The 23,139-nt window shown below is 60.2% G+C and carries 16 protein-coding genes; 10 read left to right on the top strand and 6 right to left on the bottom strand.

What is annotated here, in order from left to right; genetic code table 11:
* Positions 1–189: 189 nt before the first annotated feature.
* Positions 190–780, top strand: a complete 591-nt coding sequence (locus F561_RS29250; protein ID WP_157452104.1) for a hypothetical protein — start codon at positions 190–192, stop codon at positions 778–780.
* A gap of 858 nt (positions 781–1,638) precedes the next feature.
* Here the strand turns inward: F561_RS29250 and F561_RS0122070 are convergent.
* Positions 1,639–2,049: a hypothetical protein gene (locus tag F561_RS0122070; protein WP_157452103.1), complete on the bottom strand. Its 411-nt coding sequence runs from the start codon at positions 2,047–2,049 to the stop codon at positions 1,639–1,641.
* 209 nt (positions 2,050–2,258) lie between these two features.
* On the opposite strand from F561_RS0122070, the gene F561_RS27505 reads away from it, so the two are divergent.
* The 7 genes from F561_RS27505 to F561_RS0122030 all read left to right on the top strand — a co-directional run bounded on the left by F561_RS27505 (position 2,259) and on the right by F561_RS0122030 (position 9,620).
* Positions 2,259–3,197 (top strand): hypothetical protein, encoded by a 939-nt coding sequence (locus F561_RS27505; RefSeq protein ID WP_157452102.1) that lies wholly within the window; start codon positions 2,259–2,261, stop codon positions 3,195–3,197.
* A 257-nt stretch (positions 3,198–3,454) separates the two neighbouring features.
* Positions 3,455–6,169: a winged helix-turn-helix domain-containing protein gene (locus tag F561_RS0122060; protein WP_019012141.1), complete on the top strand. Its 2,715-nt coding sequence runs from the start codon at positions 3,455–3,457 to the stop codon at positions 6,167–6,169.
* Between the two features lie 247 nt (positions 6,170–6,416).
* Positions 6,417–6,746 carry a hypothetical protein gene (locus F561_RS26455; protein WP_211214850.1) on the top strand — a complete coding sequence of 110 codons (330 nt, stop codon included), beginning with the start codon at positions 6,417–6,419 and terminating at the stop codon, positions 6,744–6,746.
* A 159-nt stretch (positions 6,747–6,905) separates the two neighbouring features.
* Positions 6,906–7,538 (top strand): hypothetical protein, encoded by a 633-nt coding sequence (locus F561_RS0122045; RefSeq protein ID WP_019012138.1) that lies wholly within the window; start codon positions 6,906–6,908, stop codon positions 7,536–7,538.
* Between the two features lie 432 nt (positions 7,539–7,970).
* Positions 7,971–8,639 (top strand): DUF6683 family protein, encoded by a 669-nt coding sequence (locus F561_RS0122040; protein ID WP_157452101.1) that lies wholly within the window; start codon positions 7,971–7,973, stop codon positions 8,637–8,639.
* 138 nt (positions 8,640–8,777) lie between these two features.
* Positions 8,778–9,251, top strand: coding sequence for a hypothetical protein (locus F561_RS0122035; RefSeq protein ID WP_019012136.1), 474 nt, complete (start codon positions 8,778–8,780; stop codon positions 9,249–9,251).
* Between the two features lie 9 nt (positions 9,252–9,260).
* Positions 9,261–9,620 carry a hypothetical protein gene (locus F561_RS0122030; RefSeq protein ID WP_019012135.1) on the top strand — a complete coding sequence of 120 codons (360 nt, stop codon included), beginning with the start codon at positions 9,261–9,263 and terminating at the stop codon, positions 9,618–9,620.
* A gap of 171 nt (positions 9,621–9,791) precedes the next feature.
* Here F561_RS0122030 and F561_RS0122025 read toward each other — a convergent pair whose 3' ends face one another.
* From F561_RS0122025 to F561_RS26435, 4 genes are all read right to left on the bottom strand, one after another.
* Positions 9,792–10,340, bottom strand: a complete 549-nt coding sequence (locus F561_RS0122025; protein ID WP_026299140.1) for a DUF6428 family protein — start codon at positions 10,338–10,340, stop codon at positions 9,792–9,794.
* Between the two features lie 434 nt (positions 10,341–10,774).
* Positions 10,775–11,254, bottom strand: a complete 480-nt coding sequence (locus F561_RS0122015; protein WP_019012132.1) for a MarR family winged helix-turn-helix transcriptional regulator — start codon at positions 11,252–11,254, stop codon at positions 10,775–10,777.
* Positions 11,255–12,131: 877 nt separating this feature from the next.
* Entirely contained in the window at positions 12,132–13,154 is a 1,023-nt protein-coding gene (locus F561_RS26440; protein WP_157452100.1) for a ParB/RepB/Spo0J family partition protein, read from the bottom strand.
* Positions 13,151–13,939 (bottom strand): ParA family protein, encoded by a 789-nt coding sequence (locus F561_RS26435; protein WP_019012129.1) that lies wholly within the window; start codon positions 13,937–13,939, stop codon positions 13,151–13,153. Before F561_RS26435 ends, F561_RS26440 begins: the two co-directional genes overlap by 4 nt.
* A 1,002-nt stretch (positions 13,940–14,941) precedes the next feature.
* On the opposite strand from F561_RS26435, the gene F561_RS0121995 reads away from it, so the two are divergent.
* Together F561_RS0121995 and F561_RS0121985 are read left to right on the top strand one after the other, a co-directional pair.
* On the top strand, positions 14,942–17,710 hold the full coding sequence (locus F561_RS0121995) for an ATP-binding protein (RefSeq protein ID WP_019012128.1): 2,769 nt from the start codon (positions 14,942–14,944) through the stop codon (positions 17,708–17,710).
* A 583-nt stretch (positions 17,711–18,293) separates the two neighbouring features.
* Complete coding sequence (locus F561_RS0121985) at positions 18,294–20,483, top strand: hypothetical protein (protein WP_020621309.1); 2,190 nt, start codon at positions 18,294–18,296, stop codon at positions 20,481–20,483.
* A 562-nt stretch (positions 20,484–21,045) separates the two neighbouring features.
* Here F561_RS0121985 and F561_RS26430 read toward each other — a convergent pair.
* Positions 21,046–22,908, bottom strand: a complete 1,863-nt coding sequence (locus F561_RS26430) for an NPCBM/NEW2 domain-containing protein (protein ID WP_083922604.1) — start codon at positions 22,906–22,908, stop codon at positions 21,046–21,048.
* Between the last annotated feature and the right edge of the window lie 231 nt (positions 22,909–23,139).

The raw sequence follows: 23,139 nt of genomic DNA, 5'->3' as shown, positions 1-23,139 counted from the left end.
TCTTCAGCGGCAGTGTTTACATCGGCGGATTCCTTCGCTGGAACGACTTCGTTCCGAAGTCGAGGCGTGGGTCGCCGCGCGTGAACGTGCGGCCATCACGCTCAACTGGCAGTTCTCAACTCAGGCCGCGCGACGAACCCTTGGACACCACTATGAAACCATTCGTATTAATTGAACGCTGTACTAGACGTGATCAAAGCTGTGTCCGACTTGACGGACGGCAAACGCCGCGTAGCCGAAACCACTTTACGGCTCAATCCCAGAGTAGCCGCGCTCCTGGCGGAAGCTCGAGGCAAGGCACCTCCAACCATTGAGCCTGACCTGCGTCTTTACCTCAATTGGACCTCAGGTCCAAAAAGCTCGCCGCGCCATGATGAGCACCGCCTAGCCACTCTCCAGACAAAGAGTGCAAAAGACTTGGCTCAACATCTTGTGGGCTTGGAGGAAGTGCAGCGTGATTGCGAGGAACGACTCCACGCCAACGCACTCGCGCAGGCAGGACGCCTCGACCTTCTGCCTGAAAATCCTCAGGCCTTCACCTTCCCCTCCGATACCACTGTGCGTTACCAGCGCTACCTCCGAAAAACTAGAAAGCATTTATCCTCCCGATGTCTTAAAATGGAGGACAGAATCCGGGAGTCGCAAGCGATTTTGGCTGAGATTGATCACTTGGAATACCAAAAATACGAACCTTTTGAAAATCCAAAATTGCGTCAACAGAGCACCAAAAAGAAGCCGTCTGGAAGCGCGAAAAAAAGTCGAGGCCCGGAAGCTACATAAGGGTGCCGAGCTCCGGCATTGACACCCAACCCTGCTGAAGTTCGGCTAGCCCCTTGCAAACCCCGAGTTTATCGGCATCCGACCCTGCCGAAGTTCGGTTTAGACCCTGAAATAGTGGTGCTCTTTTTTAGAGCAAGCAGATTTTGTCCATGCTGGACGCAAAATGGCTTTCCTAGGTGCCTAAGAGTAGAGCTCAGGCCTCGGTGCCAAGTCGCGGGCTGCCTGTCTACCTGGTCTACACCTGGAACACACCTACGCATTGCTCAAGCCGGAGCGAGGGCCAAGGGTTGAGGAAGCAGGCAGGGGAAGGCAAGGACGGCGCTGGGACGAGCGCAGGAAATCTCAGTTTCATTCCCTCAATAAAACAACCAAAAAACGAACGTCTGAGGATGGGTTGAACCAGCACCCTGTGGAAGATGGAGCGGCAGACTACAACCCCGGCATCAGGGTGCATACGTGTCTAAGCCGACGCGATAGATCCTCCGGGGCTCTGACACTTGTGTGACTCAGGCAGCTGATGAGCACAACATTAGATTGAGAGTGCGCTGGCTTTCCGGAGTGGAAAAATCCTTCCAATAAGCCCTACCAAGCGTCGCTTACCGCCCCCCTGAACCAAAGTTCATCTCAACGACCTGAAGCCCTGAACTCAACGCCGTCCGCTCAAAGACCACGAAGAGATGTTGAGCCGCACGAGCCGCAACCAAGTATGCGGAAAGTATGTATTCCGCACGCAAGAAACGCTATTTGAGGTGTGACCAATCAGGATTAAATGCCTGAAATCCCGTCCGTTCTCCAGCACCGTAGAGCACGGCATAAAACCGCTCCAGACTCCTTGGGGATTGAGAAAACCCAGAGAACTCAATGAGAGACGCGGCCTTCTCGCTGGGCCAACACTCGTAATGCGTAACCCACCGCCGAGAGCAGCAGCGCGGTCGTTGACCCACCCGCCAGTCCCAGATACGCCACCGAATGCAGCGCATGGTACGCGGCCTGGAGCGGCTCATCCCGTTCCACCACTAGGCGCTCATACCAAGCCTGCCCCAGCGCCGGCAAGTCCAAGAAGCGTTCCCCCGCCAACGCCGCAATCTCCAACGCATGCCGATCCAGTTCCGTGCTAAACGCCAACAGCGTCTCCCGGGTCGGCTGCGTATGGTGCAGTGCTGGAGCAAATTCCATCGCCGCCAACACCTGCAACGTCGTCGCCACACACGTCTCAAATGCCTGCTGATTCCGCAGCTCGGCATGAGGAAAGGGGGGCATAACGGTCATCCCATTCAGCATGGCGCGGCCCTGAAAGACGGTCAAGGGCCAAACGGCTCCAGATGGTCTGGAAATGTGGAACCACAACGTCACAGCGGTCAGCACATTTTCTTGAGCTGCAAGGGTTTTGTAGGTCTCTGACCAGGATGCTCAGAGCTCACAGAGGCTGAGCTGAGCCTGCAGCCTTCCCTTGTCCCCTCACCCCGTACAATGCGCCTATGCCCCGGCAGAAAACCCCCCCTGCTGCGGAGATGCGCCGTTTCGTCACGGACTGGTCGGCCCGTTTCCAACACCCCGATCCATTGCCTGACGTTTTCCCTGACCGGGGGCCACTGTTGGAGGACCTCAAGGCCGTCTACCAGGGCTGGGCCGCCGTGCAGTGGGCCGAACAGCATGGCCAACTTGTTTCTCCAGAGGAAGTCAGCGCACTCCTGGGCGAGAGCCGCGTTCGGGCGGGGAACAGCAGTGAAAAACAACTCTGGCGGGAGCGTGTGCTGTACATACAGCCACTCCAGACCTACTACCGCCTCCCCAGCAAGGTCTGGCAGTGGGTGCTGCGTGCAGGGGTAGCCGCTGGACACTTTCCCGCTGTCGTGGCCCCCGCCGCTGCCCCGGGGGCCGATCCCACCCCCAATCAGCCCTACCTGCTCACCCTCGCCAACAAACCCAGCGTCCTGATCGACCGGGCCACCCGCGGCCCCGACGGCTGGAACGACGCCTCCCTGCAGTACCGGGAAGCCTTCGAGGACGGCCTGACCCTCAACTACTACGAGGAGAACACCGGAGCCGACATCCTGCGCCAGCAGCTGCGCACCCTTGATCCCCGCACCTCCGACGTGTGGCGGCTGCTCACGGCCAAGGCCCTCGAACAGGACCGGCACGACCTGTTTACCCCCATCACCATCAAACCCGGTGAACTGGCCCGCGCTCTGGGCCTCAAGCTCCACCCCAACGGCAGCGTGCGTCCCAAAGACCTCATCCGCTGCATGCAGAGCCTCTTCCACCTCGAACGCCTGTGGCTGACACTTCCTGACGCCGCCCCAGGAGATGACGAAGGCTCCCGGCAACGCGTCCTGGCCGTCATGGCCCGCGGACGCTCCCGCAAGGTCGAGGGTCAGTCCGTGCCCAACTCGTGGACCCTCGTGCTCGGCAACTGAGCACAAAGTGGTCTGCCGGGCCATACGGGGCAATCTAGCTTGAGGTTTACGTAAAGGAAAGAGGCAAGAACGGTGCAAATGCTCGGCGGCTGAGTTTTGATGTTGGATGACCACGAAATGAAACCGAATACCTGACATCAGATGGGGACAGTCGCCCGTTGCCCCTGCTCTGGTGAGCGCTCGGCCTGATACCCCGGCATGCAGTCGGTACCGGACGCGCCGCCTATAGTGGAGACACGTCTCTCTTTGCCACCAAATTGCACTGCCCCCCACTCCGGCCTGACCGGGTCAGCCGTCCGCACCTAACGAAGCGGCTCGATGAAGGCACAAAGCACCAGCTGACGCTCATTTCTGCCCCGGCAGGCTTTGGCAAGACCACCCTGCTGAGTGAATGGGCCGCAGGCTCCGGTCAACCGGTTGCCTGGCTGTCGCTGGACGCCGCCGAGAGCGATGCGACACTCTTTGTGCTGGCGCTGGCAGCCGCTTTGCAGACTGCGGTGCCGGAATTGGGAAAAGGAGTGGAGGGTGCGCTGCGTTCCCCTCAACCGCCCTCCGCCGAATCCGCCCTGGCGGCTCTGCTGCACGAACTGGCCCGGCTCCGCGCCCCGGTGGTGCTTGTGCTAGACGATTACCACCGAATAGACGCCAAGCCTGTGGACGCCGCCCTGTTATTTTTGCTGGAGCATCTGCCCCCAACCCTGCACCTGATCCTGTCGACGCGCGAAGACCCCCAGTTGCCTCTTGCCCGCTGGCGTGCCCAGGGAGAATTGACCGAACTGCGGGCCGCCGATCTGCGCTTCACGGCTACCGAAACAGCCGACTTTCTCAATGGAATGATGGGGCTTGGCCTCACGGCGACCCACATCACCACGCTGGAGAACCGGACGGAAGGTTGGATTGCAGGTCTCCAGTTGGCCGCCCTTTCCATGCGGGGCCGGGAAGATGTGCCGGAATTTATCCGCAGGTTTGCCGGAGACCACCGCTACATCGTGGATTATCTGGTCGAGGAGGTGCTGCGCCTTCAGCCTGAACCCGTCCGCCGATTTCTGCTGGAAACGTCCATTCTGGACCGGCTGTGTGGCCCCCTGTGCGACGCCGTGACCGAGCAGCAGGGCGGCCATGCACGGCTGGCGGCTCTGGAAAGGGGCAATGCTTTTGTCGTGGCCCTGGATGATCAACGGCACTGGTTTCGTTACCACCACCTTTTCGGTGAGGTGCTCGCAGTTGACCTGAAGACGCAGCAGCCCCAGCAGGTCGCGGCGCTTCACCGACGCGCGAGTAGGTGGTACGAGCAAAACGGCCTGATGACCGATGCGATCCGGCACGCGCTGGCCGCCGAGGATTTCGAGCACGCGGCGCAGCTGATCGAACTGGCTATACCCGCCATGCGCCGGAGCCGGCAGGAAGCCACCGCTTTCGCCTGGCTGGAGGCTCTTCCTGCCCGGATTGTGCGCGAACGCCCCGTGCTCAACGTGTACTACGCCGGAGCGTTGGTGATGACTGGACAGCTGGAAGGCGCGGAGGCCCGCCTGCTGGACGCCGAGAGATGGCTGGACACGGCAAATACTGGTCGGTCGGCAGGCAACGCAGCTGCCGAGATGGTGGTCGTGGATCAGGAAGAATTTCAGGGGTTGGCTGGCTCGATTGCCCTCTACCGCGCCGCCATAGCCCTCTCTTCAGGCAACGTCGGCGGCACCCTGACTCACGCGCGGCGGGCACTCGAACTCAGCTCGGAGCAAGATCATCTGCGGCGCGGGGCGGCGGCCGGACTCCTGGGACTTGCCTTCTGGACAGACGCAGACCTGGGCGCAGCTCAGCAGTCGTATGAGGACGCCGTGACCAGTCTGCACCGGGCGGGCCACCGTTCGGACGCCGTCGGCTGTGCCCTGGCCCTGGCAGAGATTCAGGTGGCGCAGGGTCATCTGCACGCGGCCATGAGCACCTTTCGTCAGGGCCTGCAACTGACGGGTGAGCAGGGCGCACCGGTGTTGCGGGGAGCAGCAGACATGCACGTGGGCCTGAGCCAGTTGCACCATGAGCGGAACGAACTGGAGGCTGCCGCACAGCACCTCTCGATCAGCCGAGAACTGGGGGCATTTGCAGGGCTGCCGCAGAATGGATTTCGCTGGTGTGTTGTCCTGGCCCGGCTGCGGGAGGCCGAGGGAGATCTGGACGGCGCATCGACCCTGCTGGACGAGGCCCAGAGCCTGTATGTGAGCGACCTGTTTCCGAATGTGCGGCCCATCGCAGCCCTGAAGGCGCGGGTGTGGCTCAGGCAGGGCCGCTGGCAAGACGCGCTGGCCTGGGCACAGGAGCAAAAGCTGTCCGTCCAAGGCGACCTGAGCTACCTCCGCGAATTTGAGCACCTCACCCTGGTCAGGCTGCTGCTGGCCCAGCCACAACCATCCCACTTACAACCATCCCAGGCACAACGCGCCCAGACGGATCGCCCAATCAACGATGCCCTGAGCCTTCTGGACAGGCTCCAGAGCGCAGCAGAGCAGGGAAAGCGGAGCGGAAGTGTCCTCGAGATTCTGGCGTTGCGGGCGCTGGCCTTCCAGAAACAGGGCGATCTTCCGGCGGCTCTTGCCCTGTTGGGGCGTGCCCTGACCCTGGCAGAACCGGAAGGTTACGTCCGGGTTTTTGTCGATGAGGGCGCACCCATGACCGCCCTGCTGAGAAAGCTCGAGCTACAGGGAAGCGCTACAAATTCTGTCCGGCAACTGCTGAGCGCCTCTGAAAACACGGGGAAGACCAGGCCCACCGACCAGGGTATATCCGATCCCCTGAGCGAACGCGAACTTGAGGTGCTGCGGCTGCTGCGAAGCGAACTGAGTGGCCCAGAACTGGCCCGCACGCTCTCCGTGTCCCTGAATACCCTGCGGACGCACACCAAAAACATCTACAGCAAGCTCGGCGTCAATACCCGCCGCGCAGCCGTCCGCCGCGCCGAGGAACTCGGACTGTTCTAGAGCAGGCGTGACTTCTGCCCTCTCCAGACAGACGGCAGACCAAAAGTGAACTGGACAGCCTGACAGTGTTGTCCTGTGAGCAGAGAGGTGGTTTGAATCTCCCCTCGCCCGACTCCCCTGCAGATGACTCACCACGTCTGGTGATGACGGCTCACCACATTGCCGGGTACGGTCTGGTCGAGGACAGGAACACGCGCATCGGCCTGGAGATTCCTCCTCTGCACCGACCTTTGAAGGAGGTGAACAAATGAAGCGGGTGAAGACAGAACTTGAATCGACTGGAAACCGCTCTGGAACCTCACACTACGAGATTCGCCTTCAGGGACACCTGGATCAAAGGTGGGCGACTCGATTTTTGGGGCTGAGCTTTACACACGAACAGGACGGCACCACCACTCTGTCTGGTGTGGTGATCGATCAGGCCGCGCTGCATGGCCTGCTGAGGACCGTGCGCGATCTGGGACTGCCCCTGATCGCAGTGACTCGCCTGAACTACAGAGCGCCGATGACACCGGAGACCGGATCTGACTGTACTGGCCCTCATCCGGGAAAGGAGGACAAGGAGCACAGAACCTAACATGCGGATTTCAGCACATCGCCCTTAAGAGCGCCGCCTTGCCATCGCCGTCCCCGATGGCCGTGGGCAAGTCCGCGACCACGAAGTCACTCCGAGATCAAAGGAATCAATATGCGAGTTACGACTGCAAGTCTCATCCGTTGGTGCGGTCTATCCGCAATGGTGGCCGGAATCATTTTCGCGGGCATCCAGCCGATCCATCCTCCGGACGTCGTGTCGTCTGTGGGCACCGGGCTGTGGAATGTCATCACCTATCTGAAAACCCTGATGTGCCTCCTGATGCTGCTCGGCCTGGTCGGGATCTATGCCCGGCAGGCGAACAGGACTGGCTGGCTCGGTCTGGTGGGCTTCCTAGTGTTTGGCCTCGCCTGGGCCATCACCTACGCCGATGTCTTTGCTGAAACATTTATCCTGCCGCCCCTGATCACCGCTGCCCCGACCTATGTGGATAGCTTTCTGGGGGTCGCGGCGGGAAGAACCAGCCCCGTTGACCTCGGATTTTTTCCCACCATGTTCGCACTTGCTGGAGGACTGTATATGCTCGGCGGTCTTCTCTTTGGGATCGCCACCTTCCGGGCAGGCATCTTGCCGCGCTGGGCAGGCGGTCTGCTGGCTGCTGCGGCCATATTGACCCCAGCCGCGGCATTGTTGCCACACCAATTCCAGCGATTGGCGGCGGTTCCGGTGGGTGTGGCGCTGGCCGGACTGGGCTACGCCCTGTGGTCTGAACGGCGGGGACACGTCCCAGAAGTCAGCTCCGACACCTCTCAGCTTCTGCCTGCCGCCGAGTAATGCGCTTTCCGGGACATTCCGCGTACATGACGGAATGTCCTGGAGGCGGCCTCAACAGCGGTAGAACAGCGCGATGACCCACTGCAGCTCTCGGGGATGGGATGTGACAGAAATGGACGGAACCCGGCCAGCCTGTACGGAATTCAACAGAGTCCTGTACAGGCTGGCCTTCCCTTTTCGTGAAATTCGCCCAGTTCTTGGTCACAACGGACGCCTGACCACGGTTGAAAACCCCATCGCCTGCCGAGTGATTTGTGGTCAGACGCTTTCAGAACGAATAAGCCAAAAGACAATTGATGAACGTGCATCAGGCAATTCACAGGTTCGCCATGTCAGGAGGAACGCTGGGTCTCTTTGAAACCAGGGCAGAGCTATCCGCGAAACCATCAGCACCCGCAGGATGTCCGGCCAGGCCTGTCTGGAGGCGCCAACATGGGGAGAGTATTCAGGCGGAAGGTGATGGGAGCAGCGCTGGCCGTTCTCCTGGCCTCCGGTGGACAGGCCCAGTTTTTCACGCCCTCGTTTCAGGATTACAGGACCTTCGCGCAGCGTTCGGTCGGCTACGTGGCAGCCACCGTCCAGCCGGATTTCACGGCGAAGGCGGTGAAACAGGCCCTCTCTCCTCGGGCGACCCCCCCGACCTACAAGTACCCTCTGGTCAGAACCGACTTTGTTTTTCGGGGCAGTCCTACCCAGCAGAAAAACTGCGCCGCCATGGTGCAGAAGATCGACGACCAGCGGCAGATGGCGGCGCTTTGCCTGAATCTGTTCAGGGCCGCACAACAGCTTCCAGACTTTCGTAAGAACAATCTGGCGGCGGGTCTGACCCTCCTGATCGGCCTCAGCTTCCAGGTCAGCACAGGCAGCGAATTGACCGATGCAGAAATCGCCAGTTTGCAGCGCGGGCTCAATGATCTCCTGATTGACAGCGGCGTGATGAAGCTCAAGCCTGCCGAGATACAGGCGATGTACGAGACCTCGGTGATGACTGGCGCACTGATCATCGGGATTGCCCAGAACGGCGCAGATGACGGCAATGAGGAGCTGACGACGCTCGCCAGAGGACTGGCAGTCATCGTCCTGAAAGGGCTGGGCCTTTAGGTGTCAGCGCGGGAAGCAGCGGAGAACACCCGGAGAAAGTCAGGTGGCTGGCAGCGGCACGCGCTTCTGGTGGCCTGGCTCAGTGGAGCTCTGTGTCCCACGCCCTCCAGCTCTCTCTGGAACAGGGCGCAGGCGCAGGTGGTAGGCCCGGTCATCACTGGCCCAGGTGAGGCTGAACTGAAACGGATCACGAAACTACTGGACAACGCCAAGACACTGGATCAACAGCTCGCCGCTCTTGGAGAGGCGCAGAAGGTTCTGAACGCCGTTGCCCAGTTGCCCACCAACGCTCTGGCATCCAGGACCAAAGTCGCCACAAAAGCTTATGTCAGGGTGGCGATGAAAGTTCTGGAGGCCATGACCCTGGTCTGTGAGAGCGGGAGGTCCAAAAAGATCAGCCTACAGGCCAAGCAATTCCTCTCCACGCTGGTGCGGGACAGGAATGCGTTTCTGGATCAATCGGCAGTCAAAAAGCTCAAAACCCGCTTGGACAGGTGTCTGGGGCCGGTGAAAGAGTACGAGGGGACGGTGGAGTACACCTTCAAAACGCCTGAAAGCCTGATCCGCAGCAAGACCACTGTGATCTGGATACTGCAGAACGACGCCCGGTAGGGCAATCAGGTGGATGTCCTGACCTACACTGCGGCGGGCAACGTTACGGTGAACGCCTCTGAGGGTGCCTGCCGGGGAGACGGCACCTTTGTCCTGACCGATGGTGTCCTGACCGTGACCCGAATCTCAGTCAAGATGTCTGGCCTGCCGGTAGGAGAACTGTACGGCTTCGGTCTGGCCTCAAGGGACCTGTTGATGATGACCTGCCCCAACAATCCGCCACGTCCCATTCCTGCGGCAGTGCTGGCCTCGGATGACCTCACGCCGCTGAAAGACATCGACCTGCTCAGTGGTTCGGTCAGTCGAGGCGGGGCTTCCACATCCTGGTCATTCAAAGCTACCGACTATGACTACGCTGAGCAGCCCTGACGAATCATTCCACCGCTTGAACTCACAACTCAGATTGACCCAGTCAGATTGGCGCAGATGGAAGAGTGAACCCAGCTCAGCTCGCCCAGTCACCTGATGTGACGCGAGACCAGCCCAACTGCCTCGCCAGCAGACTCCAGACCAGCAGACGCTGACGAGCAACCCAGGACATCAGCCCAGGGGTATCAACTGGACGGGTGTGGGCGAGCAGCAGCCACTTTCGGGAGCGCAGTCTGTGTCGCTGCTGGACGTATTGGGCAGGCCACAGGCGTCTCCGGCCTTGCACTGCACCCCCGGTGTCCGCAGGTGTACGATCATGCGCTCCGCCTGAGCTTCGACATGACTGACGTGATACTGCATGGCCGGAGTCAGACTGTTGCCGTACTCAAAGCGCACTTCCGCCTCATCCCGCACCGGAATGTGCCGCACCACCCGGTCATAGATCGCCAGGAATTTGCGGTTGGTCATGGAACCTGCTCTGGCCTCCTCCTCGCTGCCGTCCATCAGTTGAATGACCGTCTCACGCCAGGTGTTGGCTTTGCCTCCGCAGTCCATGGCTTCAATGGTGACAGCCTTGACTTCGGTCACGTGGTAGCCCGCAGGTACGAGTCTTTCTCCGTGCAGCCAGAATTCCAGAGACCGCTGGGGCTGGGTTCGCAATTCGCTGAGCAGGGTGATGGTCGAGGTCTGATCGGTGAGGCCGGGAATGATCTGGGTCATCGGAAACTCCTGGGTGAGCGAGAGGGTCATGAACGTGGCGGACGTTGGACAGGCCTCCTGAAATTCGGGGGAAGCTTTCAGGGCTGCTGGAGCACGGAAGCGGGGCTGCTCCCGAAATCCAAAGCGAGAGAAATAATCTGGAGCAGTGGTGGTCAGCAGGGAGAGGGACGAGAGGTTGAGGGCCACCGCCGCCTGAATCAGTTCAGTGATCAGGGCCGCAGCAATACCCTAAGAGCGGTATTCGGCCCCAGTTGCCACTGAGCGCAAGAGCGCCGCCTCTCCATGAATCTCCAGTCCGGCGACCCCGCAGACATGGCCTGCCCTTTCCACAAGCCGGAAAGTCTCCAGATGCTCCTGTGCTCCATCCAGGGGCAAATTGGCGGCCTGAAGCAACGCCCTGATCTGCGGCCAGTCCTTCGGGCTTGTCCGGCGGCTCAGCATCCGTAACCGTCCTCACCGTCAAGTTCGGCTTGCAGGGCAGCATTCAACTGTGCCAACACCTGAAGCGCCGCTGTCCGTTGCCCCTGGGGAAGACGGGCCAATACCCGGCTGGACTGAGCCGTGAGCTGTGTATCCAGAGCACGGTATTCCTGCTGCCCGGCTGAAGTGAGGTGCAGCAGCAGGGCGCGGCGATCTTGCGGATGCGGCGTCTTTTCAAGCAGCCCCTGCGCCACCAGCTCATCGGTACTGCGGCTGAGCCACGCTTTGTCAAGATTGAGGGTGCGGGTGAGAGCGGCCAGGGTCTGGTCTCCTTCGCGGCCCAGGGTGGTGAGGATATGGCACTGAGTACTGGACTGCACGTCGCAGCAGGCGAAGTTCCGCAGTTGTAACTCACCGTGCAGCCGGGCAACAGTGCGGAGCAGGTCGCCTGCCTGTACTGCTTCCTCCAGATTGTTGTTCTTGACAACGGTCATGATCAGATTTTACGCTTGACCCAGATTGTTGTCAAATACAACAAATTGAAATCATCTCATCTGCCCGGCATGACCAGGTGACGCCGCCCGGTTGGGCCATATCTACCATCAAGGTATGGCCGACCAAACCAGCACCTCAGAAAAGACGTTTTGACCTGGTTGATGGGGTTTGTCCCTTCAGTTAGTCTTGCAGGACAGCCAATCGATCTCTTTCATCAGTACCAGCAGTTTCCGGGCAAGCGACTGTTATGCCGGAATTGACGAATTCAGCGTCAATGCCGAACGGGAGGCCCGGTGTCCCGGAGCAGGTCAGTACCAAGCGGCCCAACGAACTCAAGGTTCGTGTCCCTGTCAGCATTTGTGGGCCATGAGGGTCACGAGTGAGAACAGCCCCAGCAACGCTGGGGTTGTTCTGGCCATGGCGAGGTCACTCCACTGCCGCTGCGTTTCCACACCCAAGTGTGCCCGAACCTCCTCAAAGGTGACCTCGAGCTGCCAACGCTGCACAAAGTACTCCAGGATCTGGAGGGGAGTCTGCAACAGGTCCGTGCAGAGCAAAGCCTGAGTGCAGAACTTGCCCTTGGGATCACGGGTTACAACTCAGCGCACCGAAAGGGGTGGGAGGCCAGTGTGAGACCAGACCGCGGTCTGAGAAACGATCCCGACCTCGCGTTGGGTCTCCCCGTACCAGCGGCCCACCTGGAGGCGTTCCCAATGTGTCTCTGGACCGTGACCTTTGTGCCGATCCTGCGTCTCTGATACTGCTGACAAACGGCAAACAGCGGAGAAGTAAATCTCCACTCTGAACACTACCGACTGGAATCATCGGCCAACTGAGAAGGAGGAGCGGAGGGTTCGTTTGAAGTTCATAAAGCGCTTACCGTGCTGGCCTCTCTTTCTTTTGGCGATACGCCTTCTTTGAAGAGGGTTGCCCCTCCTGCTTCAAACTCTGCCCCTGTTCGAGCAGGGTGGAAGCTTCCGTCAGTAACCGGGCCAGTTGGCCCTGATCGACTGAACTGAGCTGAGTCAGGCGTTCCGGCTTGAGGAGGCCCCGCAGGGTGCTCAGAGCCTGAGTCAGCGTTTCGGTAACCTCAGGAATGGGGGTGTCCTCTCTGACCCGTTGCCGGAGCTGCTGCACAGACAGGGCGTGGGCCTGACCAAGTAGGGCTGACCGCAACGGTTCTGGTGCCCGGCGGAGGGCAATGGCTTTGGTGTATTCGATCCGGCCTTCGCGAACGGCTTCCAGAAGTTCTGAAGGCAGCCGCAGGACAGGAAGACGATTGGCGACGAATGAGGCCCACTCACCCCTGGAAAGCCCACGGAAGAGGGTCTCAAGTTTGGCAATGGCTTCTCTGTCTTGTTCGCTGGCCCGTCCGAGGGCAGGATCGCGCATTTTCATGGATTTCCAGCGCTCCAGCTTCGGCGTCAGTTGGGCACGCGGCACATCAAGCTCAGCTCCCAGGATGTCCAGCACGGCATCGACCTCATCAACTGGGTTGAGGTCTTCACGCTGTAGATTTTCGATGGCGGCGAGCTGCTGAATCTGCCGCTCATTCAATCCAGTAAAGATTTTGACCGGAACGACCGACAGACCTGCTGCCTGGGCTGCCCGCAAACGCCGTTCACCGGAGATGAGGTCATAACGGCCTTCTACCGTCTGATGAACTGAGAGCGGTTGCAAAATTCCGTGTGCACGAATGCTTTCCGTCAGCCGCGCCATAGTTTCGACATTGAAAAATCGTCGAGGCTGTTGGGTTCTTGGCCGAATGACCTCAAGAGCGAGGTCGGATTGAGCCAGCGGAACCTGGCTTCCAGTGAAACCGGACATCAATTCGCTGGGATGCTGAGCTGCAATTAGAGGCCCGATCTGAAGTTTGGGGCGCTCTTTACGGCCACTCACGACGGCACACCCTCCAGGGCGAGGAAGGCACTGACCGCCTGAGCCATATCCCGGGCAGCCTCGCTCCCAGGCTTGTAGACCTGCACAGGCTGACCACTCATGCTGGCATCATTGTGATCGGCTGCCCGGTAACGAACCGCAGGCAGGACTGGAGCCAGAGACCGGAGCTGTTCACGAATCATTTCAAGGACCTCGGAATCGTGGCGGTTGCGCTGGTCGTACATGGTGGGCAGAAAGGCGGCAAATCCCAGCCCAGGCTTGACCCATCCCAACTCACTGACCATGCGCGTCAGTCCCGGCAGACCGTCAATGGCCTTGAAACGGGTGGCGACCGGAGCAATCAAGGCGTCGGCGGCCACCAGCGCATTGACCGTGAGTGTCCCGAGACTGGGAGGTGAATCAATCAATACATAATCGTAGGGTTGGGGCAACTGGGTCAAAATATTGGCCAGCCGCCGCTCGCGCCCCAGTTTGGCGATCAACTGTGCCTCCGCGATGGCCAGGTCGATGGTCGCTGGATAGAGCGACAGGCCGTGCACATCAATCGTTGGAGGCAAACGACGTACCACGCCCTGGGGATCGTCCTCAAGAAGGGCACCCAGGAGCGTTGAATCTGGCCCCAGCTTCCATTTGTCTGCACCGAGAAAAGAGGTCAGGTTGCCCTGTGGATCAAAGTCGATCAGCAGTACCCGGTGACCCCGGGACGCCAGTTCATATCCAAAATCTCGGGTGGCCGATGTTTTCCCGACTCCCCCAGCGTGATTGAAAAACGTGTAAATGGTCATGATTCAGCCAGCTTACCTGAACCGCACATAACGTTATGTGTGACCGCAGTGGGCCCGATATAGGCAGCTGCACAAATGGCAGGACGCAACATGAGGTCACAGCGCCCCCACGCCTCACCCGTCTGACCACGCTTCTGGCCCATATCTAGGGAAGACCACAGCGCTGGTTGACCACTCTATCCGCCGTGCGCTTGGAGGTCGGCTGGAGGTCAGGGCACGGCAATGCGTGAGGGTGGATCATCTGAACACTACTGTGAAGGTGCTGCCTGTCAAACAACGTAAAACGCTTGGTCACCTGATGTCTAGGAAATGAGGTCAGCACGCAGCCAGGCTACTTTCGTGCCCGCCTGGATCAGTCTTCCAGAAGGCCTGTGCAATTTTTTGAACTGGAGCGCCTGGAAACTTCTGTCTTCAAAAATTAAGCTGTGACCTGGCCCGCGATCTTCCAATACAATTCAAGCAGGACTGTAGTAATCGACAACGGCGTTTTTCCACCATCAACCCCCTGATCCCAGAACGGCGCGTGCATCAGGCAGGGGTGACTTCACCAGACGTGAGCAAAACCCATTCAGGGTCAGACCGACCTCATATGGGCTTCAGGAGGTTGTGGTGGACAGTGAGAATCAATATGTCGCCAATAGGCTCAGGGGGTTGATGGCACGGCGTGTGGGTCTGGCCGTCTGTCTGTGGGGTGAGCCGGGCATCGGCAAGACGCATCTGGCTCAAGCTCTATTGAGGGCGACCCCTTGTTTCTCGTTGAGTGTCCGGGCAACCCAGCCCCTTGAACAGATTGTCCTGACTCTGCCACGCCCGAAGCACACCACTCCGTGGCTTACACGGTCAATTGAGCGCCTTGAGAGAAAGGAAGGGTTCACTGGAGAGCAGCTGACTGAAGTCCTCACCTCACAGTTGGCTCTCGGCGCTCCGGTGGTGATCCATGCCGAAGACCTACATGAATGTTCACCCGATCAGCTTCGGCTCTGGCAAAATCTGGCAACCCGTATGGCCCGAACTCGGGGGGCCGGACTGCTTCTGAGCAGCCGAACTCCACCGCCGGAAGGCATTGAGGCCGTTCGAGTTTCTCCTCTGAGCCGTCCCGAATCCGACTTGTTGTTGAATGCCGAGGTGGGGGCCGCCCTGCCTCAGGAAGCGCTCGATTGGATCTATGAGCGGGCCGCTGGCAATCCACTGTTCACCCTTGAATTTTTCCGTTTCCTTGCCCGGCAGGGCCTGCTCTGGAACGACACACGGCGTTGGCGCTGGCGAGTGCCGCAGCAGCGAGTCATCCCCACGACTGTGGAAGCGCTGATCGAACTCGCGGTGCGGGAGCCGCTTGGCCTGTCGGCAACGGCAGATGTGTTGGCGGCCAGATCGGTGCTGCCAGCAGGATGCAGCGACCCCCTGTGGAGGGAGGTTTCTGGACTCTCAGGCAAAGAATTTGCCGCCACCTGCGAAAGCTTGCACCGGACCGGGCACCTGATCGACGGTGAATTTGCTCATCCCCTCTACCGGGAAACGGTATCGGCGCACCTGAGTCCTGATCGCCGTCAGCTCTTTGCGCGGCGTGCGCTGAAGCAGATAGACCTCGATCCCCGCGTCGTGAATCTTATAGGTGATGCAGGACTGACCGCTCAGCAGGCATTCGAGTTACTGAGCCATGCGGCAGACCGGTTTTTTGCGCTCGGCCAGTCCCTGATGGCGGCCCGGTTGTCAGCTCAGGCGGTAGAACATGCGCCGCTTGATCAACAGGGCGAACTCACGCTCAAGGCCAGCGCTCGACTGTACGAGTTTGATCTGGGGGAAACCATCCGCCTGGTCCGGGCGTCTCTGGCTCGGCTGCCCCATCATCACGAGTTGATCTCTCTTCTGGCGTATTACCTGGCTGAGGCTGGAGAAGTCAAGGAGGTCGGGCCGCTGATGGAGCGTCTGCCCGCAGCGTGGCGAACCGGTCTGATGGGCACAGAGCTTCAGCTCAGGGTCTGGCATTGTCTGGACCAGTATCACGAGGTGGTCAGGCTGTGGAAGGACCGCCCAGACATTCATGGGGCTGTGCAGGCGAGAACGGTCAAAGCCGTCGCCTTCAGCATGGCCACCACCGGAGATCATGAAGGGGCAGACGCCCTGACCGAGCAGGCACTCAAAAGAACTGATCTGAGTTACCTTGACCGGGCTGCACTTCTTGAGGCGAGTGGCTATAACCAGTTCCAGCGCCTGCGGTTTGCCGAGGCCGATTCCTTCTATACCGAGGCGCTCAGGCTGTTCGAGACCCATGCGCTGCGGCATAAAGCAGGCTCGGCGTACTTTAACCGGGCCAACGTGCGGCACTATCAGGGAGACAGTTTCGCTGCCGCAGCGGATGCCCGCAGTGCAAGAACTCTGGCTGCGGGGGCGGGTCAGGCGCGGCTGTATGCCCATGCCCAGCTGATTCTGGGTGACGCCCTGTTTGAAGCAGGCGAGTACGGCGACGCCGAAGAGCTGCTGCTGGAGAGTCGGGATTCCTACGCACAGGTTGGCTTGCTGTACTGGCAGGTCGAGGCCGAAGTCATGCTCGCCGCGCTGCACCGGGAATGTCAGGCTCCGTACAGCGCCGCGCTGGCGACCCGGCACGCTCAGGCGGCGCTGGAATGTGCCCACGCCAGCGGCGGTGCTCGGTATCTGGCCTATGCCCAGGCCCAGATGAGTCTGGTCGAATCACAATTCGGTGATCCCCAGGTCGCCCTGCACCGGGCACAGGAGGCGATGAAGGCCCTTGATGCCGATCAGGACCCGCTCATTGCTGCGGCGATCAACTGCGCTCTGGGCACCGCCTGGATGGCGCTCGGTCAGAAGGCTGAAGCCCTCGCTCATCTGCACCGAGCACAGGGCGGTCTGTCTCAGTACGACAGCCATAAGGTCGGACTTCTGCTGGCCCAACTCACCAACTCACCGGAATTGGCGCGACTTCACCTGAACTGGTTCAAAGAGCGGGGGCTTCAAAATGGGATTCGTCTGGCCCAGCGCCTCTTTCCTTGGCTGGCCGAGGAATCTGCGGCTTCACTTCAGGGATCGGCAGACCCAGCCGCTCAGGTTCAGTTGGCCCCGAACGTTCGGTTGGAAGTGCTCGGCCCGATGCGCCTGACCACCCACACGGGAACCGTTCCAGTACGGGGCCGGAAGCGTCAGGAACTGCTGGCCACCCTGCTGGAAGCGCGAATCGCGGGACGTGCCGAGGTCTCACGGCTCAGCCTCACCGAGTCGCTCTATCCCGATCAGGCCGAAACGCGGTCAGGAACGCTGCTGGCCGATCTGGTTTATCAGGTGCGGGAGACATTGGGGGCGGGAGTGGTCACCACGACCACCGATGGCTACCTGCTGGGGTCAGGCGTGTCCAGCGACGCCGAAACCTTTCTGGCCCACGGCGATACCCAGTTGTGGCGCGGCCCTGTGTTTGCCAGCCTGAATCTGGAAGGCCGTTCTGAGGCTGTCCGTGAGGCGTTGTGTCAGGCGCTGCGGGTACAGATCAAGGCCCAGTTGACCAGCCACCCCTCCGAGGCTGTGCGGGCGGCCCAACTGCTTCTCGACACCGATCCATACGACCTCAAAGCGCTGGAGCTGTCCCTGCGGGCTTGGCATAATGTGGCGAATCACAAAGGACTGAGCCATGCCTACGCTCAGGCCAGGATGCATTTTTCAGCTGTGGGCGAGGCGTTGCCGGATCGCTGGGAGGACTTCTTGAAGGGTTCTCTGGCAGCTTTGCCTGTGACCTCTGACGCTACACGCGCCGCCACCTGAGAATCCGATCCGCTTCCGATCCAGCCCCCCTCACACTGCGCGGGAGAGGGGAGGTGGGAGGAGTTGTGGAACACCGAATGGAGGACTCATACCAAATTGCGATGATTCGTGAGAATCATCCGAGCAGAGCGAGTAGCAAAGAGTACGGGCTGGCGGCGATGGACGAACATCTGGTGCTTTCCCGGATGTTCGGGAATCAGAGCAAGTCCGTATCAGGCCGCTGGCCACCGCTCCATTACCGGCTGTGTCCGAGTTGTGCGCGTGCCGTGCCGATCAGTTCGCCCGAGCACTACTGCATCAATGACGGCACCTGGCTCCTTGACGCGTGTCCACTGTGCAGCGCTCCGATCTCCAGCCCCTACGCCCGCTACTGCGCCAGCTGCGGAGAATCGCTCCTCGGGCCGGATCAGGATAGCCAGGAGGACACCATGAATTCCACTTGATGGAAGTCTTCGGGAACATTGCCGAGGAGGGTGACTGAGCCTGCGGGTCAAGCCCACTGCTCTAACTGCCCACTGGACGGCCTCTTGATTCTGTCGTCAACAACCGCAACCCGTTCTGACCATCACCAGAGGACGCTGCCATGAAACGTTTGCCCGTTCTGTCGATCCTGCTGGCCGGAGTGCTCTCCGCCTGCGGCGCTCCACTCGACCCGTCGCCCACTTCCTCTGCCATTATTCCCGACACGACCAAGATTGCTGATCCCGCGACCCGCAATGCCCTGACCACCTACGATTCCGCAAGCGGCGTGCTGACCTTCGCCCAGAGTACTCCGGCACTCAGCAGCCTGAAACCCGGCGACGTTCTGGTGTCCGAACCCTCCAGCGCCGCGCCTGACGGCTACCTCCGCAAGGTGACGGCCATTCGGCCGGAGGGCGGCCAGATTCTGCTTGACACCACCCAGGCCAACCTCACCGACGCCATTACCGACGGCGATCTAAACGCCGATTTCCAGTTGACGGGTGACGATCTTCTCAGCACACAGGATCTGGCGGAAGGTGTCACCCTGACCGCCACGCCTTCCAGTGAGCTGAAGCCCCAGGCGGGTGTCGGTGAGAATTACGGATTCAACCTGAATTTCAACCGGACGTTCCTGCCCGTCCAGGGGCCGAATGCCACCGGCAGCATCAGGGTCGATGGTGGGGTGGCCTTCAACATCGGCTACGGCGTCAATGTGGGCATCAAACCCTGCTTCGAGCTGCCCCCGGTCTGCGTCAAGAGTTTTCAGGCCAGTGTGGGCTTTTCTCAAAGTTCGCGTCTGAACATCACTGGCGATTTTCACGGGGTGATGAGCGACGCGGTGCGGGTAGGTACCCAGTATTTCAAGCCCAAGGTCTTTTTTATCGGGCCGGTGCCGGTGGTACTGGTTCCGAAGGTCGAGCTGTATCTGACGGCGGGCGGCGAGGTCACGGCGCATATTGATTTTGCCGCCAGCGAATCCATCACCGCGCAGGTCGGGGCACGTTGGACCAAGGACAACGGTTGGAAGGATATTTCCGGCTTCGGCATCAATGGGAGTCTGAACCCGCCCAACTTCTCTGGCTCGCTCAAGCCGCGCGTGGGTCTACAGTCGGTGGCGAGCATCAAGCTCTATGACGTGGCCGGGCCGGAGGCGACGCTGGAGGGCGGGGTCAGCCTTGACGTGGCCTATCCACGCAACCCCAACTGGATCGTCAACAGCTTCATGAAAGGCACGCTGGGATTCCGGGTCAAGCTGCCGATTCTGGGTACGCTGGCAAGCTACAGTTCCACCGTCTTCGACATCAGCAAGGAACTGGGGCGCTCCAGCAATACCCCGCCAGTGCTGGCCCTGACCAACCAGCCACACTCTTTCAACGCGGGAACGCCGCAGAATTTCAGGGCGCTGTGTACCACCAATGGGCCGACCTTCGGAAACGGCGAGTTCTACTCGGCCAGCGATGCCGAAGATGGCTGCCCGCAGATTACCGTGACCTCAGACAGAGACGGTCCGCTCTCTCCCGATTACACCTTCCAGAGCGTGGGCGACCGCACCATCACCGTCACCGCCCGCGACTCGGCGGGAGCCACGACCCAGCTGAGCTTTGTGCTGAGCATGACCAACCCGCCGCCCAGCCTGCGCGTGCTCTCCACGGGCGACCCCCATCAGGGCGAGGATTATCTGATGTCCGCTGCTGTGGCCGACTCCAACGAACCGGCAGGCTCGAACCTTTGCCACTTCACCACCTGGGCAGTAGACGCCCCAGATACCCTATCGGCCAGTGGCGGCTGCGACATCAAGGTGAAATTCGGTGCCACTGGAGCGCGGCAGGTGCGGGTCAGCGTCCACGACAGCTTCGGGGCCGTGACTAACCAGACGGTGACGCTCAACGTATTGCCCCCGCCAGTCAACCCGTATCCAGTCGTCAAAACTTCCGGTGTGTATACCCTGGGCGGTACTTACTGCGGTGAATATGCAGTGACCAATGGTTCCACCCTCGATTTCAGATCATCGACCTCCTGTACGGTCAACACTCCCCGCTACACCGCCAAGGCCATGATCGACAACCCGCAGAATGAGGCGCTGACCTACGACTGGAAATTCATCGTTCAGTATCAGGGCAAAGACACCGTATTTTCCTCGTCTCAGACTGCCAGCATGGTGATGAATGGCGCGGGCGGTGGCTTCAACAACGGTGCGGCCACGACCCCATGCCGCGTGACCCTCACGGTGGGCGCTCCGGATCCCAGCCGCAACAAAACCCTCACCGTCTGGTCAGGGCTTTGCACCTACTACACCTTCAGGCTGGCCTGATTGCTGGTAAGGACATGAACCCGAACTGACTTACAGAAAGCCGTTGCCGGAGATGGCAGCGCATATCAGGGCAAACTCTTCAGCTCCCAGCCAGTATCCCTCTGCTTACTACAGGCATCATACGGGTTCCGATTCAACACCGTGGTTTTCGGTGTTCAATCCGAGCAGGGCGAGTAGGAAAAGAGACGGATTCCGGGAATCGTACGGAATCCGTCTCAGCTGGACACAGATGCCGACTGGTGACGCAGACGGGATACTTTTCCTTTGCATTAGGCGGGGAAGATGATGCGCTCAAGAATCTTCAGAGTGGCAGCATGTTCCGTCATGCAATCGAAGCTCGTCAGACCGAACTGGCCTCAGAATTTGCAACGAACTTTTGCCCCCATCAGTAGAAGACACCGTTATCCGGCGGTACACAATCCAACAGACGGCTCTGCCCCAGCCTAAGCCTCCGCCTGATCCATCTGGCAGGCAGAGGTTTGTCCTGCAACCATCAACCAGAGCACTTGGAACTCCTCATGCCATTGAATCCACGGCTGACATGTCACTGTCTGGAGTCGGGTCACGGTGCAGGCGGGGTCAGGTGATAGACCGTGCCGCTGTAATCGTCACTGAGATACAGCCCCCCATCCGGTGCTACTGCCGCGTCTACCGGACGGCCCCAGCGCTGTTTCTGGACAGGATCGGTGACAAAGCCAGTAACCAGATCTATTCCGGCCCCCAATCCTCCGCTGGTTTTGGGAAACAGCACAAAGGCATGACCGCTAAAACTGCTGCGGTTCCAGGAGCCGTGCTGACCGACCACAGCACCCCCAGCATACCGGGCAGGCAGTGCAGACCCGGTCCAGAACGTCAGACCCAGAGGCGCGGCGTGGGCGGGCATTCCCACCGTGACCCGGTCGGCCTGAGCGCAGTCGAGGCGGCTGCCCCCCGCATTCGTCTGTACGTCGCGGTCAAAGGGCATGTTGAGCCATCCGCCCGCAGGATTGGGGTTGCAAAACGGCCAGCCATAATTGCCACCGTCGCGCACCCGGATCAGTTCCTCGGGTGGATAGTTGTCCACGAAGTCCTGCAACACTTTGCCGTAATCATCGCTGCCGTCGCCGTTGAAATCATTGTGGTACGGGTAGGCCACATTATCGCGGTTGTTCACGGCCACCCAGAGGTCTCCTGTTCCGGGCGCGATCGCCAGTCCTTCGGCATTCCGAATGCCCTGAGCATAGAGGCGTCCAGACGTGGCTGTCTGGTTGAGCGTGTTGGCCGCGTAGACGTACACTGCGCCCCGTTTGGGCGTGGCCGTCAAATCAGCGGGGTCGGCATTGGTGGCCGAGGCGATGGAGACATAGAGTTTGCTGCCGTCCAGCGCAATGTTTTTCAGGGCGTGACTGTATTGCCCCTTCAGTTCAGGCAGGCTGGCGTCCGGCAGCCCGTCCACCACGATTTGCCGGGCGTTGGCATCGGGCAGCCCGTCCCGTAATGGATAGCGGCTGACCCGGTTGGCTTCGCTGAGGTACAGATATGAGACACCATTCTGTGTGGAAAGCACCAGATCATGGGGATTGTTGAGACCGGACAAGAGCATGGTCTGGTTCTTGGGATCGTTGGACGCTGCCCCGCCCTGCAAACGGATAACTTTTCCCTGGCTGGGCTGAGAGACCAACAGGTCGCCGCCCGGCAGGGTGAGCAGGAAACGTGCCCCAGACACCCGTGCCACGACCGCGATTCGGCTTCCCCGGGGCACCTTCAAGGCACGCGGCTGATCGAAGGGGGCCGCCCTCATATTGGCTGGGACACTCACCGTCTGACTCTGAAGTGGTTCCCGAGCAGCGCAGGTGATGGTGGGAGCAATCCAGTCGGCATGGTCGTAGCTTTTGCCATTGCCCGCATCCGTAACGATCAAGCGCAGGGTCGCCGCTCCGTTCAGGCTCACATCCACAGACTGCGTTGGGCTGTCGCCCGTCATGACGCCGCTGTCGAACAATTTCTGGTTGTCGCCCCAGACCTGAAAGACCGCGCTGCCCCGGCTGCCAACCTCATCGTCGATGCCCACCTGAGTCTGAAAGCGCACACACGTCGATGCATCGGCAGAGGTCAGGCTGTAGTTCATTTCGCTGGGCGCGTGAACTCCGTAGCCCTGAGCAAAGACCCTGCCGCCCAATGTCAGAGGGCCTCCATCTCCAGCGGCGCGTTCTCCATTGCTGCGGTTGGCCTCAATCGGACCCCAGGCATTGGTGGCCGAGAGGGCACGTTCATAGGCCAGGGTATTGATGCCTTCCGTGAGTGCCTGGGGCGTCAGAGGCCCGGCCAGGCTCCATTGACCGTCGATCTGATCGTAATTGCCTGTGGTAGCAGGTGTTCCAGAGTCACTGGGCTGAGAGCAAGCAGCAAGGGCCAATGTTCCGAGGATCAGTAGTCGTCGGGTCATCTAGATTCCTCCTGGGACAAGTCGGAGCTTGTTTGAGGCGAGAGGTCTCCAGCTTACACCCCTCAGTACCCGACACTTTGTAAATTGAGCGTCTGGCTGGGTTTTAAAAGCCCAATGAGTTGAAGGGCTTCCGCCTCCCCACGCTCATGGATGCGGGCGAATGTCCGCACGAGGTTCCGGAGGCCCAGCGTCACGACACTCCAGGCTCGCCGACCGTGCACCTTCATGGTG

The organism is Deinococcus aquatilis DSM 23025, from assembly GCF_000378445.1.
Classification (GTDB): domain Bacteria; phylum Deinococcota; class Deinococci; order Deinococcales; family Deinococcaceae; genus Deinococcus; species Deinococcus aquatilis.
This window is presented reverse-complemented; position numbering and strand designations above follow the sequence as displayed.